Source organism: Allobosea vaviloviae (genome assembly GCF_001298265.1).
GTDB lineage: Bacteria > Pseudomonadota > Alphaproteobacteria > Rhizobiales > Beijerinckiaceae > Allobosea > Allobosea vaviloviae_B.
The window spans coordinates 34,266-58,638 of record NZ_LGSZ01000025.1 but is presented as its reverse complement, the minus strand read 5'-3'; the positions used below and the strand labels follow the sequence as shown (position 1 = coordinate 58,638).

The window sequence follows — 24,373 nt, the reverse complement described above, 5'->3', positions numbered from 1 at the left end:
GCAAAGATGAGCAAGCTCCTCGTCGAGAATGTCGGGAAAGTGTTCCCGGCCCAGCGCGGCGGTCAGCCGACCCGCGCCCTGATGCCCACCTCGCTGAAGGTGGGCGATAATGATTTCATCGCCATCCTCGGGCCCTCCGGCTGCGGCAAGTCGACCTTGCTGCGCATCATCGGCGGGTTGGAGACGGCCAGCGAAGGCAAGATCATCCTCGACGGCGTGCCGGTCTCCGGGCCGGGCGCCGATCGCGGCTTCGTCTTCCAGAGCTACACGCTGTTCCCTTGGCTGACGGTCGCCCAGAACATCGCCTTCGGCCTGCGCGAGAAGGGCGTCGCGGAGCGCGAGCGCATCGACATCGCCCGGCAATGGGCCGATCGCGTCGGGCTGTCGAGCTTCGTCGATCACTTTCCCAAGCAGCTCTCCGGCGGCATGCAGCAGCGCACCGCGATCGCGCGAGCGCTCGCCAACGACCCCAAGATCCTGCTGCTCGACGAGCCCTTCGGCGCGCTCGATAACCAGACCCGCGCTCTGATGCAGGAGATGCTGCTCGGCATCTGGGAGCGCGAGCGCAAGACCGTGCTCTTCGTCACCCATGACATCGAGGAGGCGATCTTCGTCGGCTCGCGCGTCGTGGTGATGAGCGCGCGGCCCGGCCGCATCAAGGCCGACATCGCCGTCGACCTTCCCCATCCCCGCCCCTACACCATCAAGACGAGCCCGGAATTCGTCGCGCTGAAGGAGCGGCTGGTCGAGGAGATCCGCGCCGAGGTGATGGCGGCCGATCATTGAAAGGCGCAGGCAGCGCTGGACGTCTCGGCCTTTCCGTCTCGCCAGCGATCTTCAAGGGAAAGGGGCCGAGCCCGGCTCCGGTCCGGTGTAGCGAGCGCGGGGGCGGATCAGCCTGCCGGTCTCGTTCTGCTCCAGGGCGTGGGCGATCCACCCCGCGCAGCGCGCCGCTGCGAAGATCAGAAACGGAGCCTCCTCGGTGAGGCGCAGTCGCGCCGCCATGGCGGTCAGGGCGAAGTCGATATTCGGCTCCTCTCCCGTGAGCGCCGAGACTGCGGAGCGTAGCTGCGCATAAAGGGGAGGCGGCTGGAATGCCCTGAGCAGCGCCGCCGCGCGCGGATCGCCATCGGGATAGAGCGGGTGCCCGAAGCCTGGCACCGCCGTGCCGGCCGCGAGACGCTCCGCCAATGCCGGCTGGATGCCCTCGCGCTCCGCTTCGCGCATCAGGGCCAGGACACGCCGCGCCATGCCGCCATGCAGCGGTCCCGACAGCGCCGCCAACCCGGTGAGCACGCAGGCAGCCAGAGAGGCCCGCGTCGAGGCGGCGACCCTCACCGCGAAGGCCGAAGCGTTGAGCTCGTGATCGGCCAGCAGCACCAGCGCCCGGCGGATCAGGTCGGCGCCCTCGTCCTCGCAGCCCCAGGCGCGGGCGAGCCTGGCGTGGATCGGCCCCTGGCCGGGCCTCCCGGCGATCGCATCGACCAGCGAATCGAGCACCGAGGCCGCTTCGAGATACAGCGCCTTCTTCGTCCGCCCGGCCATTGCGGGATCGATCGCGGCGCGCGCGCCGACGACCGCGAAGACGCGCTGCAATACGGTTCCGTCCGGCACGAGAGTGAAGAGCGGTGGAAAGCGCTGGGTGCCGCAGTCCCAGAGCAACCGCGCCACGTCCTCGAGCTTACCCGTCTCGGCGAGGATGGCGGCGTCCCGGCCGCGATACCACAGCGTGCCGCGTGCCACGGTTGTGATCGTCGAAGCCAGCACCGGCTCGCCCCATGAGATCGCGTCCTCCGCGATCGCCGCTGGCCTGCGTCCCCGCGCCTTGCGGTGTTTCAACCTGTCGATGTCGGCGGCGCGGTAGAGCCTGCGGCGGGAATCGGCGCCATCCGCCCGTGCTTCGATCAAGCCGCGGCTGACATAGGCATAGAGCGTCTGTGGCTTCAGCCGCAGTTGCTCCATCACCTCCTGTGCCGTCAGCCAATCGCTCATCGAGATATCTTGATTATATTGTTCAAGATTGATTCTAACGGCAACGACCCTGATCCTCAACCATCTGGATTGAGGAGCCACTGCCATGTCCAATGGACTCGAGAACATCGTCGCCGCTCATACCGTCCTGTCGCACGTCGACGGCGCGGCCGGACGACTGATCATCTGCGGCCACAGCCTCGACGAACTCGCCGGCCGAACCTCCTTCGAGCAGATGGCGGGGCGCATGCTCGGCGGCTTCCTGCCGGATTGGCCGACCCCCGACGCCGTGCCGGCAGCGCTGGCGGCGGCGCGCTGCGACCTGTTCGAGACGATCGTCCAGACCGCGTCCTTGCCGCTGCGGCTCGGTCCGGTCGAACTCGTGCGGGCGCTGACCGCGCTCATTCCCGACGGCGAGAGTGTCGAAACCGCCCTGAAGCTGCTGGCGGCTCCGGCGGTCTTCACCCCCGCCGTGTTGCGCCTGCGTGCGGGACTGGATCCGATCGCACCCGATGCCACGCTGTCCCAGGCAGCAGACACGCTGCGCATGTTGACGGGGACCACGCCCGGACCGCAGCAAGCGGCGGCGCTCGACACCTACCTCGTCACCGTAGCCGATCACGGCCTCAACGCTTCGACCTTCGCCGCCCGCGTCGTGGCCTCGACCCGTGCCGGTCTCGTCTCGGCGGTGCTGGCCGGAATCAGTGCGCTCAAAGGACCGCTGCATGGCGGCGCGCCAGGCCCTGTCATCGACATGCTGGATGCGATCGGCTCGGCGCAGAACGCCAGGCCCTGGCTCGAGGCGGCGCTCGACCGGGGCGATCGGCTGATGGGCTTCGGACACCGCATCTACCGCGTGCGCGATCCGCGCGCCGACGCGCTGAAGGGCGCGATCCGCGAGCTGGGCGCAGAGACCGGCCGCCTGGTCCTGGCGGAAGCGGTCGAGCAGGCGGCGCTGGCTATCCTGCGGGAGCGCAAGCCCGACCGGACGCTTGAAACGAATGTCGAGTTCTACACCGCTCTGCTGCTGGAAGCGCTCGGTTTCCCGCCCGAAGCCTTCACCTGCGTCTTCGCGCTGGGCCGCACGACCGGCTGGCTCGCCCACGCCCGCGAACAGATCGCCGGGGGCAAGCTGGTTCGTCCGCAATCGGTCTATGTCGGCCCCAGGCCGCAAGCCGCGGCATGAGCCGCGCTGCGGTGTCTGCTCGCCTTGCGGGAGTGCGGTCGGGTCCTGGCGCCCGCCGGGTCTGATTGACAGTCCGCCGCGAGAGTGCTTGTTTCTCCCGCAATTGGCCTGACCACATGGCCAAATCGAGCTTCCGTCCACGGGAGCCGGGGATGGAAACCGGGAGCAAACTGTGCCGCTCGAAGCTGTCGAGTCGCCACGCCTTTATCGTCAGATCGCCGACCAGCTCCGCCATCTCATCGATCGGCGCGAGTATCCGGTGGGCGGTCGGCTGCCGCCCGAGCGCGAACTGGCGGAAAAGCTCGGCGTCTCCCGCCCCTCCGTCCGCGAGGCCCTGATCGCGCTGGAGGTCGAGGGTCTGGTCCGCATCCGGATGGGCTCCGGCGTTTATGTCATCGACAGGCCCGCCGGGCATGCGTCCCTTGCCGGGGTGGCGGAGGAAGCGCCCGAGGGACCCTTCGAGGTCCTCAAGGCGCGCGAACTGGTCGAGAGCGCGGTTTGCGCTGAAGCCGGCACCTGCGCGCGACCAAACGACATCGCGGCGCTCGACGAGATTCTCGCCCGCATGGAAACGCCTGGCCTCTCCAGCGACGAACTCGTCGCTCTGGACCGCGCCTTCCATGTCGGCATTGCCTCCAGTCTCGGCAATGGGGTGCTGGCGCGTTTCGTCGGCATGCTGTTCGATCAGCGCATCAATCCGTATTTCCAGCAGCTCGCGAGCTATTTCGAGAACGCCGAGTCCTGGCGGCAGGCCGTCGCCGAGCACCGCGAGATTCGCGACGCGATCGCGGCGGGAACCGGCGATGGCGCACGGATGGCGATGCGCCGCCATCTGCAACGCTCTCAGGAGCGGTTTTCACAGAGCTTCGGGGAGGGTCTTCCGAATGGAGGATCCAACAGCCGTGGAAGCGGGCGGGGAAGCGTCGTTTCCCGTCTTGCCAAAAGGAACTGACGCGACAAGAACTGACGCAAGAAAAACAACTGACGCAAGAAGAAGACTGACACAAACGGTGGCAACACGATCGATCCCATGGGAGGGACCAAAGCGATGAAGACCTATCTGACGATGGCGGCGGTGGCCGCGAGCCTGATCGTCGCCGGCGCGCCGGCACAGGCTCAGACCAAGCTGAAATGGGCGCATGTCTACGAGACCTCCGAGCCCTTCCACACGGAATCCGTCTGGGCGGCAGACGAGTTCAAGAAGCGCACCAATGGCCGCTACGAGATCACGGTCTATCCGGCGTCTCAGCTCGGCAAGGAAACCGACATCAACCAGGGCCTGACGCTCGGCACCGTCGACATCATCATCTCCGGCTCGAGCTTTGCCGCGCGCGCCTTTCCGCCGATCGGCGTGACCTATTACCCCTTCACCTTCCGCAGCCCGGAGCATCTGCTGGCCTACACCAAGAGCGATGTGTTCACCGACATGGCCAAGGGGTACCAGGAGAAGACCGGCCACCAGATCGTCTCGGTGACCTATTACGGCACGCGCCACACCACCTCGAACAAGCCGATCAAGAGCTGCGCCGACATGAAGGGCCTCAAGATCCGCGTGCCCGACGTGCCGGCCTATCTCGCCATGCCGCGTGCCTGCGGCGCGAACACGGCGCCGATCGCTTTCGCCGAGGTCTATCTCGCGCTCCAGAACGGCACCGTCGAGGCGCAGGAGAATCCGCTGACCACGATCGAGGCCAAGAAGTTCTACGAGGTCCAGAAGCACATCGTCCTGACCGGCCACATCGTCGACCACCTCAACACGGTCGTCGCCAAGCAGCTCTGGGACAAGCTTTCGCCCGAGGATCGCAAGATCTTCAGCGAAGTCGCGCAGGAGGCCTCGGCCCGCGCCACCAAGCAGATCCAAGCCTCCGAGGCCAAGCTCGTCCAGTTCTTCAAGGACAAGGGTCTGACCGTGACCGAGGTCGACAAGGCGGAGTTCCTCGCCAATGTGCAGAAGAACGTCACCTTCGAGCAGTTCGGCTACCGCAAGGCCGATTGGGATCGCATCCAGGCGATCAAGTAAGTCTTGATCCTGCCTCCTCGCGACGACGTTTTCGTCATTGCGAGGAGGCGCAGCCGACGAGGCAATCGAGAGCCGCTAAGCCAACCTCCTCGATTGCTTCGCTGCGCTCGCAATGACGAAGGCCGCCTTGGCCGAGTTCCTCACGACTGGACCAACCTATGAACACGACCCCCGAGATTCACACCAAGGTTACCAGCGAGGAACTCGCCCACGTCTTCGACGAGACGGCGCCGCCCGCCGATCTATCGGTCTATGGCATTGAGGACTGGCTGACCCTCGCCGCGTTCTGGGTCATGGTCGGCTGCGTCATCCTGCAATTCTTCACCCGCTACGTTCTCAACAACTCCTTCGCCTGGACAGAAGAGATCGCGATCAATGCCCTCGTCATCGTGGTCTTTCTCGGCGCCTCGCTCTGCGTGCGCGCCTCTCGACACATCCAGGTGGATTTTCTCTACCGCTACATGTCGCCTCGCCTGGGCCGCATCATGGCGACCTTCGTCGATATCGTCCGCATCGGCTTCCTCGCCTATGGCACCTGGTTGACGTACAAATACGCCTCGCTGATCCCTGACGAGATGATGACGACGGTCGACCTGCCGAAATCGATCGTCTTCAACGCGGTCGTTCTCGCCTTCGCGCTGATGACGCTGCGGGCGCTGCATGTCGCCTGGCAGAATTTGCGCCGCGGCTATTCCGTCCTGGAAAAGCCCGCGGCCTTCGACGGCTCGGAGGCCTGAGACCAGACATGCTCATCCTGCTCGGTTCCTTCCTCGCCCTGATGATACTCGGCGTGCCTGTGGCGATCGCCATGGCCGTCGCTTCCCTCGCCTTCATCCTCGTCTCGGGGACGGTGCCCGACGTCATCCTGGCCCAGCGCATGATCGCAGGCGTCGAGAGCTTCCCGCTGCTCGCGGTGCCCTTCTTCATCCTCGCCGGCAACCTCATGAACATCGCTGGCGTGACCGGGCGCATCTACGCCTTCGCGGTCGCGCTCGTCGGCTGGATGCGGGGTGGCCTGGCGCAGGTCAACATTATCGGCTCGGTCATCTTCTCGGGCATGTCGGGCACCGCGATCGCGGATGCCGCCGGCATCGGCACGATCGAGATCAAGGCGATGAAGGACCACGGCTATTCTGCCGAGGTCGCCGTCGGCGTCACGGCAGCCTCGGCCACGCTGGGGCCGATCATTCCGCCCTCGCTGCCCTTCGTCATCTACGGCATGATGTCGAACACCTCGATCGGCGCGCTCTTCCTCGGCGGCGTCATCCCCGGGGTGGTCATGACCCTGTTCATGATGGCGACGGTGGCGATCTTCGCGCGCATCTACAAATGGGGCTCCGACTCGGCGTTCTCGTGGCGCGAAATCGGAACGGCCGGCATCGAAGTCGCGATCGTGCTCGGCTTCCCGATCGTCGCCTATGGCCTGATCTGGGTTGGCCTGTCGGACAATGTCGCCATCGGGCTGGCTCTCGCGCTGCTGCTGGCCCTCGACTATTACTTCGACTTCTCGGCGGTAATGGCGCTAATGACGCCGGTCATCCTGATCGGCGGCATGACAATGGGCTGGTTCACGCCGACGGAAGCCGCCGCGGCCGCCGTGATCTGGTCGCTGTTCCTGGGCCTCGTCCGCTATCGCTCGATGACGCTGCGAACCCTGACCAAGGCGACCTTCGACACCATCGAGACGACCGCCTCGGTGCTCTTCATCGTCACCGCGGCTTCCATCTTCGCCTGGCTGCTGACGGTCTCGAACACCGCGCAGATTATGTCGGACGCGATCCTCAGCCTGACCCAGAACAAATGGGTCTTCCTGATCCTGGTGAACCTGCTGCTGCTGTTCATCGGCTGCTTCCTCGACACCATCGCGGCAATCACGATCGTCGTGCCGATCCTGCTGCCGATCGCGCTCAAGCTCGGCGTCGACCCGATCCATTTCGGGTTGATCATGACGTTGAACCTGATGATCGGCCTGCTGCATCCGCCGCTCGGCATGGTGCTGTTCGTGCTCTCGCGCGTCGCCAATCTCTCGGTCGAGCGGACGACCATGGCGATCCTGCCCTGGTTGATTCCGCTGTTTGCGGCGCTCTTCGCGATCACCTTCATCCCCGAGCTGACGCTCTGGCTGCCGCGCACGATGGGGATGATCAGATAGGGTGGCCGAGCGCGGTCGATGCGCGCCGGCTCTATGACAGCCGGCGCAGGCTGATCACGTAGAGGGCGCCCCCCAGCGTCGCCGCAGCCTTGACGCTGGCGGTGGCGTCGAGAATGGCGCTGTCGCCGGCTCCAAGGCTTTCGCTGCGGTCACCGCTCGTCACGCTCCAGGCGCCGCGATGCGCGACGAGGACGAGCAGACCTCCGGGGGCTTCCCAACGATGCGTCCCGGGACCGTCGAGCCGCACCATGTCATGGGTCCAGCGCCCGCGCCGGCTCATGGCATTCAGATCGGTGATCGGCCCAGATGTGAGCAGGCCGGTGACCGGCCTGCCGCCATCGAAGCCATGGGGCGGCGAGGCGTGGTCGAGCGCGACTGTCTCGCCATCGTCGAACGACAGGCGCATGCCGTTCCCGTCGAGGAAGGCGAGCGTCCGGTCGACTCCGGGGAAGGGCGAGAATGGTCCGTCTGCCGCGACGTCCGCGGTCGAGATGCGCCAGTCGAAATCGCTCAGCGAGGCTCCCTCGGGAAAGACGGCAATCTCGGTCGTGATCCCCTTGCCGTTCTTCCACGGCATGACCGTGCGGTCGGCGGCGCGGATGATGCGCATGGGCTTCCTTTGCATGCCGACCCTTTGTCATTCCGGGGCTCCGCGCAGCGGAGAACCCGGGAACCACGACTGGGCGACGACATTCCATATTGGCCGAGGGTGTCTGGCTGGCTCACCCGGTCGTGGGTTCCGGGTTCGCCCTTCGGGCGCCCCGGAATGACAGTGGGCTCACCCCAAAATTCCCGGCAGCTTCAGCCCCTTCTCCTTCGCGCAGTCGATCGCGATCTCGTAGCCGGCATCGGCATGGCGCATGACGCCGGTGGCGGGGTCGTTCCAGAGCACGCGCTCCAGCCGCTTGGCCGCCTCCGGCGTGCCGTCGGCGACGATGACCACGCCCGAATGCTGCGAATAGCCCATGCCCACGCCGCCGCCATGATGCAGCGAGACCCAGGTCGCACCGCCCGCCGTATTCAGCAGCGCGTTCAGCAGCGGCCAGTCTGAGACGGCGTCCGAACCGTCCTTCATCGCTTCGGTTTCGCGGTTGGGCGAAGCGACCGAGCCTGAATCGAGATGGTCGCGGCCGATCACGACGGGCGCCTTCAGCTCGCCCTTGGCCACCATCTCGTTGAAGGCCAAGCCCAGCCGGTGCCGGTCGCCCAGGCCCACCCAGCAGATGCGGGCAGGAAGGCCCTGGAACTTGATCCGCTCTCGCGCCATGTTGAGCCAGTTGTGCAGATGCGGATTGTCCGGCATCAGCTCCTTCACCTTGGCGTCGGTCTTGTAGATGTCCTCGGGATCGCCCGAGAGCGCCGCCCAGCGGAACGGCCCGATGCCCCGGCAGAACAGCGGCCGGATATAGGCCGGCACGAAGCCGGGGAAATCGAAGGCGTCAGCAACGCCCATGTCCTTGGCCATCTGGCGGATGTTGTTGCCGTAATCGAGCGTCGGCACGCCCATGCGGTGGAAATCGAGCATCGCACCGACATGCACCGCCATCGATTCTTTCGCCGCCAGGATCGTCCCGGCCGGGTCGCGCTCGCGACGCTCCTCCCATTCGGCCAGCGTCCAGCCCGCCGGCAGATAGCCGTTGAGCGGGTCATGCGCCGAGGTCTGGTCGGTGACGACGTCGGGCCGGATGCCGCGCTCGACCATGTCGGGAAAGACCTCGGCGGCATTGCCGAGTACGCCGACCGAGACCGCCTTGCCGGCCTTGTGAGCCCGCTCGATGATTTCCAGCGCCTCGTCGACGCTGTCGGCCTTCTCGTCGAGATAGCCGGTGCGCAGGCGGAACTCGATCGAGGACGGCTTGCACTCGACTGCGATCATCGAGGCGCCGGCCATCGTGGCGGCCAGAGGCTGCGCGCCGCCCATGCCGCCAAGTCCGCCGGTGAGCACCCATTTGCCCTTGAGCGAACCGCCGAAATGCTGCCGGCCGACCTCGACGAAGGTCTCGTAGGTGCCCTGAACGATGCCTTGCGTGCCGATATAGATCCAGGAGCCGGCCGTCATCTGGCCGTACATCATCAGCCCGAGCTTATCGAGATGGTGGAAATGCTCCCAGTTCGCATAGGCCGGGACGAGGTTGGAATTCGCGATCAGTACGCGCGGCGCGTCCGCATGCGTCCTGAAGATGCCGACCGGCTTGCCCGACTGCACCAGCAGCGTCTCATCGGCTTCGAGCGAGCGCAGCGAGGCGCAAATCCGGTCGAAATCCTCCCAGGTGCGGGCGGCGCGGCCGATGCCGCCATAGACCACGAGCTCGCCCGGCTTTTCGGCGACGTCGGGGTCGAGATTGTTCATCAGCATGCGCAGGGGCGCTTCGGTGAGCCAGCTCTTGGCGGAAAGCTCCGTGCCATGGGGTGAGCGGATGACGCGGCTGTTGTCGATGCGGGTCATGGACGGCTCCGTTCGGGGCAGGGCGGTTTGAGATGCGGCGTGGTTGGTCGTCAGCCGAGGCCGACGGATTCGACCATCGCGGCAGCGAGCGCCGCGTCGATGATGCTTTCGAGCGCGGCCTGAAGCGGGCGGGAGCGTGCGGCGTCGAAATGCCAGGGCGACGCCTCCTGCGCGAGATAGGCGCTGAGCGCGATCTCCATTTGGATCGCGTGAACATTGTCCTGCGGGCGGCCGTAGTGCCGGGTGATCCAGCCGCCCTTGAAGCGGCCATTGACGATCTGCGTCAGCTCATGGCCGGCCATGGCGGCGGCCGCAGCCGTCTCGACGGCGGGCGCACAGCTCTGGCCTGAATTTGTGCCCAGATTCAGCGTCGGCAGCGTGCCGGGAAACAGGCGCGGGATCACCGATTTGATCGAGTGGCAGTCCCAGAGCAGGCACCAGCCATGCGCCTTCCGGACGCGCGCGATCTCGGCGGCCAGCGCATCGTGATAGGGCTGGAAGTAGGTCTCGCGCCGCCGTTCGATCTCGGCCGCGTCGGGCGGCGTCGTCCAGATCGGCTCACCGTCGAAGGTGGTCGTGGGCACCAGCTCCGTCGTGGCCTGGCCCGGATAGAGCGAGACGCCCGACGGGTCGCGGTTGAGGTCGATGACATAGCGCGACAGCCCGGCCTCGACGATGGTCGGCTGGAAGCGCTCCGCGAAGGCATAAAGCTCGCGCATGTGCCAGTCGGTATCGGGCACGGTGCGGCCGGTCTCGTTCAGCGCGGCATGAACCTCCGGCGGCAGCCCGGTGCCGGGATGGGGCATCGACAGGATCAGCGGGGAGGGGCCCTGGGTGACGGTGACGATCGAGGTCATGCGTTCATGCTCCGTCATGCTCGGGCTTGACCCGAGCATCTCCTGCCCGAGATTCTCGGGTCTGCGCTGCGCTCCGCCCGAGAATGACGCGCGCGAGCCTCAAGCCCCGAACTCCGCAAACGAATCCAGCCCGGCCGCCTGGCCCACAGCCCCCGACAGCACCAGCTCCGTCGCCGCCGCGAGATCGGGCGCGAGGTAGCGGTCCTCAGTCAGCGGCGCGATCTTGCCGCGCAGCAGCGCCAGCACAGGCTCCAGCCTTGGGCTCGTGGTCATTGGGCGATGATGCTCGATCGCCTCGGCTGCCGCCATCAATTCGACGCCGACGATGCTCGCGGCGTTGGCGGCCATGTCGAGCAGGCGGTAGGCGCCATGCGTCGCCATCGAGACATGGTCCTCCTGGTTGGCCGAGGTCGGGATGGTGTCGACCGAGGCCGGATGGGCCTTCTGCTTGTTCTCCGACGCCAGCGCGGCCGCCGTCACCTGCGCGATCATGAAGCCGGAGTTCAGCCCCGCATCGCGCGCCAGGAAGGGCGGCAGGCCGCTCATCACGGGGTCGACCAGAAGCGCGATGCGCCGCTCCGAGAGATTGCCGATCTCGCACAGCCCCATCGCCAGCATGTCGGCGGCGAAGGCCACTGGCTCGGCATGGAAGTTCCCGCCCGAGACGACCTCGCCCGGCCCCAGCACCAGCGGGTTGTCGGTGACGGCGTTGGCCTCGATCGCAAGGGTTACCGCCGCATTGGCGAGCAGGTCGCGCACCGCGCCCATCACCTGCGGCTGGCAGCGCAGCGAATAGGGGTCCTGAACCTTTGAGTCCCCGAAGCGGTGGCTGTCGCGGATTTCGCTACCGGCGATCAGTTCGAGCAGCAGCGCCGCTACGCGGATCTGGCCGGGCTGGCCGCGCAGGGCCTGGATGCGCGGGTCGAACGGTGTGTCGGAGCCCTTCAGTGCATCGACCGAGAGCGCGCCGGCGACCAGCGCGGCGTCGAACACCCGCGCCATGGCGGTGAGGCCGGTGAGCGCCAGCGCGGTCGAGACCTGCGTCCCGTTGATCAGCGCCAGCCCCTCCTTAGGGCCGAGCGCGAGCGGCGCCTGGCCGATCCGCGCGAGCGCGTCCGCCGCCGGCATCACCTCGCCCTTCAGCCTGATCTCGCCGACGCCCATCAGCGCGGCCGTCAGGTGAGCGAGCGGTGCGAGATCGCCCGAGGCGCCGACCGAGCCCTTGGCCGGCACGATCGGCAGCGCCTCATTCGTCAGCGCGCCGAGCAGCGCCTCGACCACGACCGGCCGCACGCCCGAGGCTCCACGCGCCAGGCTTGCCGCCTTCATCGCCAGGATCAGCCGCACCACGCCGTCGGGCAGGGCAGGGCCGGTGCCCACCGCATGCGACAGGATGAGATTGCGCTGCAGCGTGGCGAGGTCGGCGTCCGCGATCCGCACGCTGGCGAGCTTCCCGAAGCCGGTGTTGACGCCATAGGTCACGGTGCCGGCCGCGACGATGTCGTCGACGATCGCCTGGGCGGCATGAATCGCATCCGCACTCGTCTCCGACAGCGTGATCGGCGCGCCGTGGATCACGTCGCGCCATTGCGTCAATGCGGCATGGCCGGGCTCGATCGGGAGAAGCGTGCTCATTGGCCGTTCCAGATCCGGGCGTGAAGCGGGTTGAAGCCGATGCGGTAGGCGAGCTCCGCCGGGCGCTCGATGTCCCAGATCGCGAGATCGCAGGCCTTGCCGGCCTCGAGCGTGCCGATCTCGTCCTGAAGGCCGAGAGCCTTCGCGGCATGGCACGTCAGCCCCGCCAGCGCCTCCTCCGGCGTCAGCCGGAACAGGGTGCAGGCCATGTTCATCACCAGCAGCGGCGATGTCAGAGGCGAGGAGCCGGGGTTGGCGTCGGTCGCCAGCGCGATTGCGACGCCATGCTTCCGCAAGAGCTCGATCGGAGGCTTCTGCGTCTCGCGCAGGAAATAGAAGGCGCCGGGCAACACGACGGCGACCATGCCGGCCTGCGCCATCGCCATCACGCCGGCCTCGTCGAGATATTCGAGATGGTCGCCCGACAGCGCTCCCATCTCGGCTGCCAGCGCCGCACCGCCGAGATTGGACAGCTGCTCGGCGTGGATCTTGATCGCCAGCCCCTTGGCTTTCGCCGCCGCGAAGACGGTCCGCGTCTCCTCCGGGGAGAACGCGATGCCCTCGCAGAAGACGTCGACCGCGTCCGCCAGCCCCTGCGCCGCGATGGCGTCGAGCATCGAGCCGGCGATGAGATCGGTGTAATCGCCCGAGCGCCCCTTGAATTCGGGCGGCACGGCATGGGCGCCGAGGAAGGTGGTGCGGACCCGGACCGGCCGCTCGCGCCCAAGTCGCCGCGCCGCGCTGAGCTGCTTGATCTCGGCCTGCTGTTCCAGCCCGTAGCCGGATTTGATCTCGACGGTGGTGACGCCCTCGGCGATCAGCGCCGATAGCCGCCTGTCGGCGCTGGCGAACAGCTGGGCCTCGCTCGCCGCCCGTGTCGCCTTGACCGTCGACAGGATGCCGCCCCCGGAGCGCGCGATCTCTTCATAGCTCGCGCCCTGCAGGCGGAGTTCGAATTCATGGGCGCGGTCGCCGCCATAGACGAGATGGGTGTGGCAGTCGATCAGCCCGGGCGTGATCCAGCGCCCGCCGCAATCAATTGTCTCTGCGGCGCGGAAGGCAGGCGCGTCGCTGCGCGGCCCTACGTAGAGGATGCGCCCATCGCGGGCGGCCACGACACCATCCTCGACGGCGCCATAAGGAGCCGCCACTGAGGGCGACATCGTCGCCAGCCGCGCCTTCGTCCAGAGCCTGTCGCAGGTCGGGGGCTCACCGGACATCGTCGCCACGTCAGCTCCTCTCGGCTATCCTTACGTCCGAATATGCTATCTAATTGCATATGCAAATGGCAAGAGGTTAATTGCATATGCAATTGATGTTGGGAGCGATGCCGTGAACCTGACCCTTCATTTGGAGCAGGCACTCCTGCCAAGCGGCTTCGCCGACAATGTAAGGCTCGTCGTCGCGGACGGAACGATCACCTCAGTCGAGCCCGGCGCCGCGGCCAGCACCGATGATGTCAGGCTTTCCGGCCTTGCGCTGCCGGGCATGCCGAACCTGCACAGCCACGCCTTCCAGCGCGGCATGGCCGGGCTCGCCGAACGCCGCGGGGCAAGGGAGGATTCGTTCTGGACCTGGCGCGAGGTCATGTATCGCTTCCTCGACCGGCTCGACCCCGACGATGTCCAGGCGCTTGCCGCCCAGGCCTTCGTCGAGATGCTGGAAGGCGGCTTCACGGCGCTGGCCGAGTTCCATTACCTGCATCACGACAAGGACGGCCGCCCTTACGCCGACATCGCCGCGATGGGGGCCGCCATCGCCGCTGCCGCCGAGGAGACCGGGCTTGGCCTGACCCTGCTGCCGGTGCTCTACCGCTTCGGCAATTTCGGCCAGGCTCCGTCCGTCCATGGCCAGCGCCGCTTCGTCAACGACCGCGACTCCTATCTCAGGCTGATCGAGGCGAGCGAGGCCGCGATCCGTCATCTCCCTGATGCAAAACTCGGCCTCGCCCCGCATTCGCTGCGGGCGGTAGCGCTCGACGACCTCGCCTGGCTCGCAGGCTTGCGCCCCGACGGGCCGCTTCACATCCATGTGGCCGAGCAGATGCGCGAGGTCGAGGACAGCGTCGCGATCATGGGCCGTCGTCCCGTCGCGTTGCTCAATGACACCATCGAGCTCGACCGGCGCTGGTGCCTGATCCACGCCACCCATCTCGACGATGCCGAGCGCGATGCCATCGCGACAAGCGGCGCCGTGGCCGGCCTGTGTCCGATCACCGAGGCCAGCCTGGGCGACGGCATCTTCGACGGCGTGCGCTACCGGGCTTCGGGCGGGCGCTACGGCGTCGGCAGCGATTCCAACATCCAGATCGACGCAGGGTCCGAACTGCGCCTGCTCGAGTATTCCCAGCGCTTCCGCGACCGCCGCCGCGCCCTGATGGCGGAGGCCGACGCCTCGACCGGCGTCGCGCTCTGGCGCGCGGCGGCGGCCGGTGGCGCCCAGGCCTGCGGCCGGGCGCTCGGCGCGCTCGCACCGGGGCTGCGCGCCGATCTGGTCACGCTCGATCCCGACCACCCCGCTCTGATCGGCAAGACAGGTGAAGCGGCGCTCGACAGCGCGATCTTCATCGGCAATGCGCTGCCCGTGCGGGACGTCTTCGTCGGCGGCCGGCAGGTGGTCTCGGGCGGACATCACCCCGCGCGTGCGGCGGTGAAGGCGCGCCTCGCCGCCGTCATGCGCAAGCTGCTCGCAGCCCTGTGACGGCCATGAACCAAGCCGGCATGACGCAGGAAGCCATGACGCAGACGCGTCTCGATGCGGTGAGGCTCGATGGTGCCGGCCCGATCTACGATCAGATCCGGCGCGCGGTCCGTGATCTTATCTTGGCAGGAACTTGGCCGCCGGGGACATCGGTGCCGCCCGAACATGCGCTGATGGAGCAGCTTGGTGCGTCGCGGATGACGGTTCATCGCGCGCTGGTGCAACTCGCCCGCGAGGGTTTGATCACGCGGCGCCGTCGCTCCGGCACCATCGTGGCGAGCCCTCCGGCGAGCCACGCCATGCTCGACATCCTCTCGATTCCCGAGGAGGTCGAACGGCTCGGACAGCGTTATGATTATGAGGTTTTGTCACGCGAGGATGGGCGCCCCTCCGCCGAGCTCGCTCTTCGCTTTGGCTTGAAGCGAGGCGAGAAGGTCGCCCATCTCGTCACGCTGCATCGCGCCGACGGCAAGGCTCATGTCCTCGAAGAGCGGGTGATCCATCTGGCGACGGTCCCGGCCGCCGCTGCCGAGGATTTCAGCAAGACCCCACCGGGCGACTGGCTGCTTGGCAACAGCCTCTGGTCACAGGCCGAGCACGCGATCAGCGCCGTGCCGGCCGAGCCGGACGACGCGCAGCTTCTGGACATCGGAGCGGGCGAGCCCTGTCTCCTGATCGAGCGCCGTACCTGGAACCAGGGTTCGCCGGTCACGGCCGTTCGGCTGCTCTATCCAGGCAGCCGGCATCGCTTCGTCGGCAGGTTCGGACCTTATGGTCAGGTCTAGCTGGATGGGCGCAGCCTGGGCTGGATAGCCCGATCCAGAGCGGTATCGACATGATGCCGGGCCGCCCGGAAGGGCAGCCCGGCCTGATCGTCAGGCGATCAGCAATCGTAGCGGAAGCGCTGGCCGTACTCGTCGCGACCGACGCAGGTGCGGGTCGGCGAGGTCGCGCCACCGATGGCACCGCCGGCAACGCCGCCGATAGCCGCGCCAGCGAGCGCACCGCCCGCACGTCCCGTCGCCAGACCGCCGATCACGGCACCGGTGCCGGCGCCGATCAGCGCCCCGCCGCCGACTCGCTCTTCCTGGGCGGTGCAGGCACCAAGCGATGCTGCGAGGGCAGCGATAATCATGATCTTTTTCATTGTATCGTTCCTTGGCGCTTATGATTCAAAGCGACGGCATCGTGCTGTGCCGGCTTAGGGCACGCCGCTCGGCACGGCCATGACCGACCGTCCCAACCTAACGGCTGCCCGTCCCAAAGGTTCCCTGGCGAGCTTTGCGGCGCGCCTGGCTCGACCGCTGCCTGGACGGTCTCCCTGCTGGTGTGCGGTCAGTCCAATCGGATCAGGCTGTCGGATCATCGAGTCCGGTCAGGAAGGGTGCACCAAAACTCACAGTTTAGGTTCGCTTCCAAGCGGGGAACTTTCTCCGGCAAGCCACGTTGATCCGGCAATCTCGCAGCATGACAGGCTGCATAGTCGGAGGATCCGCATATGACCCTGAACGACACACCGTCACGCCTCGGGGAGACGTCTTCGTCAAACCCCCTCATCGCCGGTGCGCGTGTCGCTGGCACGGACGTCTACAACTCCAACGGCGACCATCTCGGCGAGATTTATGACGTCATGCTCGACAAGCAGACCGGCAAGGTCGCCTACGCCATCATGTCGTTCGGCGGCTTCCTCGGCCTCGGCGAGAAGTACCACCCGATTCCGTGGAGCGTGCTCGATTTCGACAGCGAACGCGGCGGTTACGTCGTTCCGCTGACCAAGGACAAGCTCGAGGCGGCCCCCATGTACGATAGCGAGGGCGAGCCCGACTGGGACGACAAGGCCTATGGCAAGCGCGTCCATGATTACTACGGCACGATGCCCTACTGGATGATGTAGGCGACGCCCAGACGCAGGTCGCGGCGGTTGCTATCCCCCCAGCCGAACCGTCGTGGCGGCGGGATGCGGGCCGAAAGGCCCGCATCTTCCGTTTTATGAGAGCTCCGCTCTTGGCTGTGTGAGTGAGACGGGTGCGCCGACGGCCCCTCTATTCCTGTGAACGGGCAGACGAGCACCAGCAGGCCCCGGACCGCCGTGTCCGGCATCGACGGCGGAAGGCCATTCGATGCGAACCCCATGAGAGCATCATGCACATTCGCTATGGCTACAATATCGAGATCGTCTGCCAGCAGGAATTGCCTCTCATCACGCTGCTCGACGTGCATCCCTCCCGCCGGCACGATCTTTTGACCCCCGGCGACATGGCCGTGACGTCTCTGCGAAATCCGGCGCTGCGGATCGAAGCGACGCAGCATATCGACCCGTTCGGAAACATCTGCCGCAGGATCACGGCGCCCCCCGGTGGGATAGCGTTGCGGGCCGATGGAATCGTCCAGGATTCGGGTGTAGCCGATCCGATCAACACCGCCGCTGGCGAGGTGCCGCCCTCGCGCCTTCCCGACGAAGCGTTGATCTACCTGCTCGGCAGCCGCTACTGCGAGACCGATAAATTGTCGGCGCAGGCATGGAGCCTGTTCGGTCATATCCCGGCGGGTTGGCAGCGCGTTCAGGCGATCGTCGATTTCGTCCACAACCACCTGACCTTCGGCTACCATTTTGCTCGTAGCACGCGCACGGCGGCGGAGGCCTTCGAGGAGCGCATCGGCGTCTGCCGTGATTTCGCGCATCTCGCGGTTGCGCTGTGCCGCTGCGTCAATGTCCCGGCACGCTATTGCAATGGCTATCTCGGGGATATCGGCGTGCCGCGAGATCCGGCGCCGATGGACTTCAACGCCTGGTTCGAGGTCTTCCTCGGCGGGCGCTGGTATACCTTCGATGCCCGGCACAACATGCCGCGCATCGGCCGGGTGGTCATCGCCAGGGGGCGCGACGCGACGGATGTGGCGATGATCAGTTCCTTTGGGCCGCATGTTCTGCAGCGCTTCGAGGTGACGACCGAGGAGGTCGACGAACCACAGGTCGAGATCGCCGTGCGGACGCCGGCGAACGTGCGGCCCATGGCGCACGCGACCGTCTGAAACTATAGTCCGGGCGGTCGATCGACCGCATCGCCGTCCTGCCCCGGACCGGGGCTTCTCCCTTCTCGGCGCCCCATGCATCACGTCGTCGTCGTCAACGCCCGCGCCGGCACCGTCCTCGAAGCCGGCGCAGACGCTTTTGCCGCGCGCATCATCGCAGCGTTCGAGGCCCAAGCTTGCTCCGCCGAGGTCAAGCTGGTGCATCCGCGCGAGCTGGACGATGCGCTCTCGCTGGCGATCGAGGATCAGGATTGCATGCCCGTGATCGCGGGCGGCGACGGCACGCTCAACGGCGTTCTTCCCGTCTTGCTGCAAGCGAACAGGCCTGTTGGCGTCCTGCCGCTGGGCACTGTCAACGTGCTCGGCCGGGATCTCGGCCTGACCGGCTCGCTCGAAGATCAGATCGCGGCGGTTTGCAACGGTGCGCCCGTGGTCCTGGACGTCGGCAGCGTCAACGACCGGCTGTTCCACTCGCTCTCGGGCATGGGCTTCTTCAGTCTGATGGCCCGCGAGCGCGAATTTGCCCGCCGCCGCTTTCCGTTCAGCCGCGCGGTGGCGTTCATGGTGGCCGCGACGCGCTCGATCCTGTTCACCCGGGCGATCACCGTCGATGTCGGCATCGGCGACGAGCGCCGCGTGGTCCAGGCGGATGCCGTGCTGGTCACGGTCAACAGCTTCGAAGGCGCGGAATGGCGCCGCGACAAGCTGGATGGCGGCGTCTTCGAGGTCCATATCCTCAATGCCGGCGGGCTCTACTCCCGCTGCAAGGCGGCGTTCTCGATCGTTTCCGGTAAGTGGCGCACCTCCGACAACCTCACCTCGTTCACCGGCTCGGAGGTCACCTTGACGCGGCGCGACAAGCGTCGCGGCCATATCACCTTCGACGGCGAGGTCGAGCGCAAGGCGGGCCCGCTGGTCTACAAGCTGCTGCCCGGCGCCATTCGGTTGATCGCGGCGCGCAGGCAGCCCGATTGAAAGCGCGAGCGCATCGTCTATCTACGATCGCGTCGCAGACCTGCCCCTCGATTCAACGCTCGGATTGGCCGTCTCCTTGCTGAAGCCGCGTTTTCTCATCCCGGTCGCTGCCGCCTTTGCCTTTCTGGGCCTGGCGTTGTTCATTGCGTCGGGCCGCAGCTTTGCGTTCGATCGCAGCCTCGTCCTGCTGTTTCGAGAGAGCGACGACCTGTCGATGCCGCTCGGCCCCGCCTGGTTTCGCGAGGCGATGCGCGATGTGACGGCGCTCGGCAGTTTTGTCGGGCTCGGCATGATGACAATCGCTGCCAGCCTGACGCTGTGGCTTTGCCGCTATCGGCATCTCTCAATCGGGTTGGCGGTGACGGTGATCTCGGCGACATTGGTCAGCACCGGGCTTAAGATAGTGATCGGCCGTGACAGGCCCGACATCGTCGAACATGCCGCACTGACCTTCACGGCGAGCTTCCCGAGCGGGCACGCCTTCCTCTCCGCGGTCACCATGCTGAGCATCGCCGGCTTCATCGGCCTCGCCTCGCACCGGGACGACATCGCGCGGCTCTGCATCTGGCTGGCCTGGGTGATGATCGTCCTGATCGGCGTCAGCCGCGTCTATCTCGGAGTCCACTGGCCGACGGACGTGATCGGCGGCTGGTGCCTGGGGATCGCCTGGTCGAGCCTCGCCGTGGCCTTGCTCGGTCGCAAAATGGCGGCGGCCGATCCGCCCGATGCCGGCCCGGGCGCCTGACGGTACGGGCCGGTCCTACCTCATGTCGATCGTGGCGTTGACGCCGAGGTCGGGCTGGCGGCCTAGGATCTTGGCAGTCGCCAGCTTGAAGGCCACGAGCACGCTGCTGGAGGGCCCATTCCAGATTTCCGCCGAAAGCGGCGTCAGCGCCAGCAGCATCGCGTCGGGATCGTCCGGACCACCGGGAAACCAGGCGCTGGTCATCGGTGTCCAGATCTGCCGGATCAGGTCGCGGTCGTCGATTTCGGCGGCCGAGCAACCAATCGCAGCATAGAAATTGCGATCCTCTTCGCTGATCGCCATCGAGACGCTGGGCGAGCGCAAAGCCTCCGCCAGCGCTCCGGTATGGCGGTGGGGCACGAACAGGACGCGATGGTTTTCACGGTCGATATGCCCTGACATCGGCCTTGTCCGGATCGCCCCATCGGCGGCCGTCGTCACCATCCAGACGGGGTGACGGTCGAGCGCCGACCAGATCGTCTGCTGGAGTTCCGTTTCCGGCATCGTGCGCCCTCCTGCTGCGACAATCGCGGCGGCAGCTCCATGACGAAACGCCGACGCCCGCATGGGCGTTCCCCATCAAGGTGCCGGCCCGTCCGGCTGTCAATCACGCACCGTCTCGGGCCAGGGCCCGCGCCCCGCTGCACTGCGGGAACTTTATGCCGCATTGCGGGTTGAGAACGCGCCGCACCGCCTGCGGTTCTTTACCTGGAAGTCTCATGCCCGCATCCCGCAATCTGCTCGTCGCGCTTGTCGTCCTCCTCGTCGTTGGCCTGGCCGTCACCGGCTACGCGCTCTATCAGGAGAAGAAGCAGCCCGAAGGCGTCGAGATCTCCGTCGGCAAGAACGGGTTGTCGATCAAGGAGAAGTAGGCGGTCCGGCGCCGCCCGACACCTCCGCCTAGCTGTTGGCGACAATCATGTTGCGGACGATCGGGTAGATCTGCCCGTCCCATTTGCGGCCCGAGAACACGCCGTAATGCCCGACGCCGGCCTGCATGTGATGGCGCTTGCGGAAGGGTTTGAGCCCCGAGCAGAGATCGTGCGCCGCCGATGTCTGCCCGAGGGAGCAGATGTCGTCGCGCTCGCCCTCGACGGTCAAAAGCGCGGTCTTGCGGATCGCGCGGCAATCGACGGTCTCGCCGCGATAGGTCAGCGTACCAGCCGCCAGCCGCGCCTCCTGGAAGATCCATTGCACGGTCTCGAGGTAGAATTCGGCCGGCAGGTCGAGCACTGCGAAATACTCGTCGTAGAACGACTTGATCTTCTGCGCCTCCTCCGTCTCGCCGGTGGCAAGATGGGTGAACAGGTCGATATGGGCGTTGATGTGCCGCTGCATGTTCATCGCCAGGAACGCCCCGAGCTGGACGAAGCCTGGATAGACCTTGCGGCCCCCGCCCGGATAGCGCGACGGCACGGTGGCGATCAGGTTCTTTCGAAACCACTCGATCGGCTTGTCCATCGCAAGCTTGTTGACCGTCGTCGGATTGACCCGGGTATCGACCGGCCCCGCCATCAGCGTCATGCTGCGCGGCTGGAAGGGGCTGCCCGCCTGCGCCATGACGGCAGCCGCAGTGAGCACCTGCACGCAGGGCTGGCACACCGCGACAACATGGGTCTGGTCTCCCAACGTCTCGATGAACCGGATCAGCGTATCCACGTAATCGTCATAGCCGAACGGGCCGTGTTCGAGGCTGACATCGCGGGCATTGTGCCAGTCGGTGATGTAGACGTCGTGGTCGCGCAGCAGCGTCGCGACCGTGCCCCGCAGCAGCGTCGCGAAATGGCCCGACATCGGCGCCACCACCAGCACTTTCGCCTGGGGCGTGTCGCTGTCTTTGCGGAAGCGTAGCAGGCTGCCGAAGGGCAGGCTCAGTACGACCTCTTCCTTGACGGCGACGTCGCGATTGCCGTCGCGCACGCTGTCGATGTGATAGGGCGGGCGTTCATGGGTCAGCCCGGCGCGCGTCACCATCTCATAGGCGGCCGAGGCCGCGCGCAGATCGACGGGCTGGCCCGACATGGCCCGCGCTCCGAGCGCGGCCAGCGCCCCCTGGGCCAGCATCTTGGCCGGATTCATGACGTCGGACTGGGCCTGATAGGCGAGATAGAGCATCAGTGTGCGACCCCGGCGGACAAGGCACGGCCCCCTGCCGACGGCGATGCCGGCGGGTGGCTCCCTGTGGCGATCATGTTGCACCGCAAAATTGGATTTCCGCAAGAATCTTTCTATTGTACGCCACGCATTGGAACATCTCTTGCTATGCTAAGAGCCTCTCCGTCGAGGACGACGCCCATGACCGCAGCCACCCTGACCATCAGCAGCAGGAACTACTCCTCTTGGTCGCTGCGTGGCTGGCTGCTGTGTGTACTGGCGGGGCTGGAGGTCGAGGAGCATATGCTCTCGGTCGACGACCCCTCCGCCCGCGCCGAATTGCTGCTGCTGTCGCCCTCCTTCCTCGTGCCCCGTCTGACCCATGACGGCATCACGGTCTGGGACACGCTGGCGATCGCGGCCTATCTCGATGAGATCAGGCCGCAGGCCGGGCTGCTGCCGAAGGACGCCGCCGCGCGGGCGCATTGCCGCGCGATCTGCGGCGAAATGCACTCCGGCTTCGCCAATCTGCGCTCGGCGCTGCCGATGAACCTCAAGGCGCATTATCCTGGCTTCAAGGTTTGGGCCGGCGCCCAGGCCGACATCGATAGGGTCACCGAGATCTGGCGCGAATGCCTCGCGAGCCATGGCGGCCCCTATCTCTTCGGCAAGACGCTGACCATGGCCGACGCGATGTACGCGCCGGTCTGCCTGCGCTTCCTGACCTATGACGTCCCGCTCGATCCGGCATCCCAGGCCTATTGCAAGGCGATTTCGGCCTGGCCTGCGCTCAAGCGCTGGATCGAGGCCGCCAAGACCGAGCCGGAAGAGCTGGAAGAGCTCGACGCGGAGTTCTGACGAAGGCTGATCCTACGCCAGCGGGATCGGGCGATCTCTCTGCGGCATTGGTCTTCCGGTCCCAAAGACGCTAAACCCCCCACGAACGCCAGAAGCCGTGGGAGGCAACCTCATGACAGAGATTTTCAAGAACCTGATCGCCGGCGAATGGGCCGCATCGGGCAACGCCTCGCGCAACATCAACCCGTCGAACACCAACGACGTCGTCGGCGAGTATGCGCAAGGCTCCGTCGACCAGCTCAATGACGCGGTCGCCGCCGCCAAGGCCGCCTTCCCGGCCTGGAGCCGCTCCAGCCCGCAGGAGCGCTACGAGATCCTGAAGAAGGCCTCGGACGAGATCCTGGCCCGCAAGGAAGAGCTCGGCAAGCTGCTCTCGCGCGAGGAGGGCAAGACCCTCGCAGAGGGCATTGGCGAGGCCGGCCGCGCCGGCCAGGTCATGGCCTTTTTCGCCGGCGAAGCCTTGCGCCTGAGCGGCGAGATGCTGCCCTCCGTGCGTCCGGGCGTCGGCGTCGAGATCACGCGCGAGCCGGTCGGCATCGTCGGCATGATCACGCCCTGGAACTTCCCGATCGCGATCCCCGCCTGGAAGATCGCGCCTGCGCTCGCCCACGGCAACTGCGTCGTCATCAAGCCGGCCGACCTGGTGCCGGGCTCGGCCTGGGCGCTGGTCGACATCCTCCAGCGCGCCGGCCTGCCCAAGGGCGTGCTCAACCTCGTCATGGGCCGCGGCTCGGTCGTCGGCCAGGCGCTGCTGCAGCACAAGGACGTGCACGCGATCTCCTTCACCGGCTCGGTCGCGACCGGCCGCAAGATCGCCGAGGCCTGCATCGCCTCCTCGCCGATGAAGAAGGTCCAGCTCGAAATGGGCGGCAAGAACCCGCTCGTCGTGCTCGACGACGCCGACCTGAAGACGGCCGTCGAGGCGGCCGTCACCGGCGCCTTCTTCTCCACCGGCCAGCGCTGCACGGCGTCCTCGCGCCTGATCGTCCAGGCCGGCATCCATGACCGCTTCGTCGAGGCCTGCATCGAGCGGCTGAAGGGCGTGGTCGTCGACGACGCGCTTAAAAGCGGCACACATATCGGCCCGGTCGTCGACCAGAGCCAGCTCGACCAGGACCTGAAATACATCCAGATCGCCAAGGACGAGGGCGGCAAGCTCGCCTTCGGCGGCGAACTCCTGAAGCGCGAGACCCCCGGCTTCTACCTCCAGCCGGCACTGTTCACCGAAACGACGAACAGCATGCGGATCTCGCGCGAGGAGGTCTTCGGCCCCGTCGCCAACATCATCCGCGTCAAGGACTACGAGGAGGCGCTCGCTGTGGCCAACGACACCGAGTTTGGCCTGTCCTCGGGCATCTGCACGACCTCGCTGAAGCATGCGACGCATTTCAAGCGCAATGCCGAGGCCGGCATGGTGATGGTCAACCTTGCCACGGCCGGCGTCGACTACCATGTGCCCTTCGGCGGCCGGAAGGGCTCGAGCTACGGCCCGCGCGAGCAGGGCGCCTACGCCAAGGAGTTCTACACCACGGTGAAGACGGCCTACACGCTGGCCTGAACCTGCGGACGTGACGTGAACAGGGCCGCGCTCTCCGGAGCGCGGCCTTTTTCGTAGCGACGAGGTTGACGCGGCGAGCGCGCCAAACCTACAGGACACGGCGAAAGACCCGTTGGCGCGTCCGGTGCGGCTCCGCCTTTTGC

General features: G+C 66.6%; 24 protein-coding genes. 15 read left to right on the top strand and 9 right to left on the bottom strand.

Features of this window, described 5'->3' with window-relative positions; all coding sequences use genetic code 11:
• The first annotated feature begins 6 nt into the window (after positions 1-6).
• On the top strand, positions 7-786 hold the full coding sequence (locus tag AE618_RS05725) for an ABC transporter ATP-binding protein (protein ID WP_054208090.1): 780 nt from the start codon (positions 7-9) through the stop codon (positions 784-786).
• Positions 787-837: 51 nt separating this feature from the next.
• Here the strand turns inward: AE618_RS05725 and AE618_RS05720 are convergent, their stop codons facing one another.
• On the bottom strand, positions 838-1,992 hold the full coding sequence (locus AE618_RS05720; RefSeq protein WP_054208089.1) for a citrate synthase family protein: 1,155 nt from the start codon (positions 1,990-1,992) through the stop codon (positions 838-840).
• An 85-nt stretch (positions 1,993-2,077) separates the two neighbouring features.
• On the opposite strand from AE618_RS05720, the gene AE618_RS05715 reads away from it, so the two are divergent.
• The 5 genes from AE618_RS05715 (at position 2,078) to AE618_RS05695 (ending at position 7,329) form a co-directional block, all read left to right on the top strand.
• The gene (locus AE618_RS05715; RefSeq protein WP_054208088.1) at positions 2,078-3,157 is read left to right on the top strand and encodes a citrate synthase/methylcitrate synthase; all 1,080 of its coding nucleotides are present in this window, start codon (positions 2,078-2,080) and stop codon (positions 3,155-3,157) included.
• 172 nt (positions 3,158-3,329) lie between these two features.
• Positions 3,330-4,109: a FadR/GntR family transcriptional regulator gene (locus tag AE618_RS05710; protein ID WP_054208087.1), complete on the top strand. Its 780-nt coding sequence runs from the start codon at positions 3,330-3,332 to the stop codon at positions 4,107-4,109.
• 96 nt (positions 4,110-4,205) lie between these two features.
• Entirely contained in the window at positions 4,206-5,177 is a 972-nt protein-coding gene (locus AE618_RS05705; protein WP_054208208.1) for a sialic acid TRAP transporter substrate-binding protein SiaP, read from the top strand.
• Positions 5,178-5,335: 158 nt separating this feature from the next.
• A complete protein-coding gene (locus AE618_RS05700; protein WP_054208086.1) occupies positions 5,336-5,914 on the top strand; it encodes a TRAP transporter small permease in 579 nt (192 codons plus the stop codon).
• Positions 5,915-5,922: 8 nt separating this feature from the next.
• Complete coding sequence (locus tag AE618_RS05695; protein ID WP_054208085.1) at positions 5,923-7,329, top strand: TRAP transporter large permease; 1,407 nt, start codon at positions 5,923-5,925, stop codon at positions 7,327-7,329.
• Positions 7,330-7,360: 31 nt separating this feature from the next.
• Here the strand turns inward: AE618_RS05695 and AE618_RS05690 are convergent, their stop codons facing one another.
• The 5 genes from AE618_RS05690 to hutI all read right to left on the bottom strand — a co-directional run bounded on the left by AE618_RS05690 (position 7,361) and on the right by hutI (position 13,487).
• Positions 7,361-7,939, bottom strand: coding sequence for a HutD/Ves family protein (locus AE618_RS05690; protein ID WP_054208084.1), 579 nt, complete (start codon positions 7,937-7,939; stop codon positions 7,361-7,363).
• Positions 7,940-8,107: 168 nt separating this feature from the next.
• Complete coding sequence (hutU, locus tag AE618_RS05685; protein WP_054208083.1) at positions 8,108-9,775, bottom strand: urocanate hydratase; 1,668 nt, start codon at positions 9,773-9,775, stop codon at positions 8,108-8,110.
• A gap of 50 nt (positions 9,776-9,825) precedes the next feature.
• Positions 9,826-10,632: an N-formylglutamate deformylase gene (gene hutG / locus AE618_RS05680; protein ID WP_054208207.1), complete on the bottom strand. Its 807-nt coding sequence runs from the start codon at positions 10,630-10,632 to the stop codon at positions 9,826-9,828.
• Positions 10,633-10,731: 99 nt separating this feature from the next.
• Positions 10,732-12,267, bottom strand: a complete 1,536-nt coding sequence (hutH, locus tag AE618_RS05675; RefSeq protein ID WP_054208082.1) for a histidine ammonia-lyase — start codon at positions 12,265-12,267, stop codon at positions 10,732-10,734.
• The gene (hutI, locus tag AE618_RS05670; protein WP_054208206.1) at positions 12,264-13,487 is read right to left on the bottom strand and encodes an imidazolonepropionase; all 1,224 of its coding nucleotides are present in this window, start codon (positions 13,485-13,487) and stop codon (positions 12,264-12,266) included. The genes hutH and hutI overlap by 4 nt, the downstream gene beginning before the upstream one ends.
• A gap of 112 nt (positions 13,488-13,599) precedes the next feature.
• Here hutI and AE618_RS05665 point away from each other — a divergent pair, with 112 nt between their 5' ends.
• Positions 13,600-14,967, top strand: a complete 1,368-nt coding sequence (locus AE618_RS05665; RefSeq protein ID WP_432704490.1) for a formimidoylglutamate deiminase — start codon at positions 13,600-13,602, stop codon at positions 14,965-14,967.
• 35 nt (positions 14,968-15,002) lie between these two features.
• Positions 15,003-15,752, top strand: a complete 750-nt coding sequence (gene hutC / locus AE618_RS05660; protein ID WP_210166441.1) for a histidine utilization repressor — start codon at positions 15,003-15,005, stop codon at positions 15,750-15,752.
• 98 nt (positions 15,753-15,850) lie between these two features.
• Here hutC and AE618_RS05655 read toward each other — a convergent pair whose 3' ends face one another.
• Positions 15,851-16,114, bottom strand: coding sequence for a glycine zipper domain-containing protein (locus tag AE618_RS05655; RefSeq protein WP_054208080.1), 264 nt, complete (start codon positions 16,112-16,114; stop codon positions 15,851-15,853).
• A gap of 351 nt (positions 16,115-16,465) precedes the next feature.
• Between AE618_RS05655 and AE618_RS05650 the strand changes: the two genes are divergently transcribed.
• The 4 genes from AE618_RS05650 to AE618_RS05635 all read left to right on the top strand — a co-directional run bounded on the left by AE618_RS05650 (position 16,466) and on the right by AE618_RS05635 (position 19,720).
• Positions 16,466-16,861, top strand: a complete 396-nt coding sequence (locus AE618_RS05650; protein ID WP_054208079.1) for a PRC-barrel domain-containing protein — start codon at positions 16,466-16,468, stop codon at positions 16,859-16,861.
• Between the two features lie 248 nt (positions 16,862-17,109).
• Complete coding sequence (locus AE618_RS05645) at positions 17,110-18,000, top strand: transglutaminase-like domain-containing protein (protein ID WP_054208078.1); 891 nt, start codon at positions 17,110-17,112, stop codon at positions 17,998-18,000.
• A 75-nt stretch (positions 18,001-18,075) separates the two neighbouring features.
• Positions 18,076-18,975 carry a diacylglycerol/lipid kinase family protein gene (locus AE618_RS05640; protein WP_054208077.1) on the top strand — a complete coding sequence of 300 codons (900 nt, stop codon included), beginning with the start codon at positions 18,076-18,078 and terminating at the stop codon, positions 18,973-18,975.
• Positions 18,976-19,051: 76 nt separating this feature from the next.
• Entirely contained in the window at positions 19,052-19,720 is a 669-nt protein-coding gene (locus AE618_RS05635) for a phosphatase PAP2 family protein (protein ID WP_156330125.1), read from the top strand.
• Between the two features lie 15 nt (positions 19,721-19,735).
• Here the strand turns inward: AE618_RS05635 and AE618_RS05630 are convergent, their stop codons facing one another.
• Complete coding sequence (locus AE618_RS05630) at positions 19,736-20,224, bottom strand: pyridoxamine 5'-phosphate oxidase family protein (RefSeq protein ID WP_054208075.1); 489 nt, start codon at positions 20,222-20,224, stop codon at positions 19,736-19,738.
• 215 nt (positions 20,225-20,439) lie between these two features.
• Here AE618_RS05630 and AE618_RS28405 point away from each other — a divergent pair, with 215 nt between their 5' ends.
• Entirely contained in the window at positions 20,440-20,592 is a 153-nt protein-coding gene (locus tag AE618_RS28405; RefSeq protein ID WP_197280682.1) for a hypothetical protein, read from the top strand.
• A 28-nt stretch (positions 20,593-20,620) separates the two neighbouring features.
• Here AE618_RS28405 and AE618_RS05625 read toward each other — a convergent pair whose 3' ends face one another.
• On the bottom strand, positions 20,621-21,835 hold the full coding sequence (locus AE618_RS05625) for a polyhydroxyalkanoate depolymerase (RefSeq protein WP_054208074.1): 1,215 nt from the start codon (positions 21,833-21,835) through the stop codon (positions 20,621-20,623).
• A gap of 180 nt (positions 21,836-22,015) precedes the next feature.
• On the opposite strand from AE618_RS05625, the gene AE618_RS05620 reads away from it, so the two are divergent.
• Together AE618_RS05620 and AE618_RS05615 are read left to right on the top strand one after the other, a co-directional pair.
• Complete coding sequence (locus AE618_RS05620) at positions 22,016-22,672, top strand: glutathione S-transferase family protein (protein ID WP_054208073.1); 657 nt, start codon at positions 22,016-22,018, stop codon at positions 22,670-22,672.
• Positions 22,673-22,784: 112 nt separating this feature from the next.
• A complete protein-coding gene (locus tag AE618_RS05615; protein WP_054208072.1) occupies positions 22,785-24,230 on the top strand; it encodes an aldehyde dehydrogenase family protein in 1,446 nt (481 codons plus the stop codon).
• The last annotated feature ends 143 nt before the right edge of the window (positions 24,231-24,373 follow it).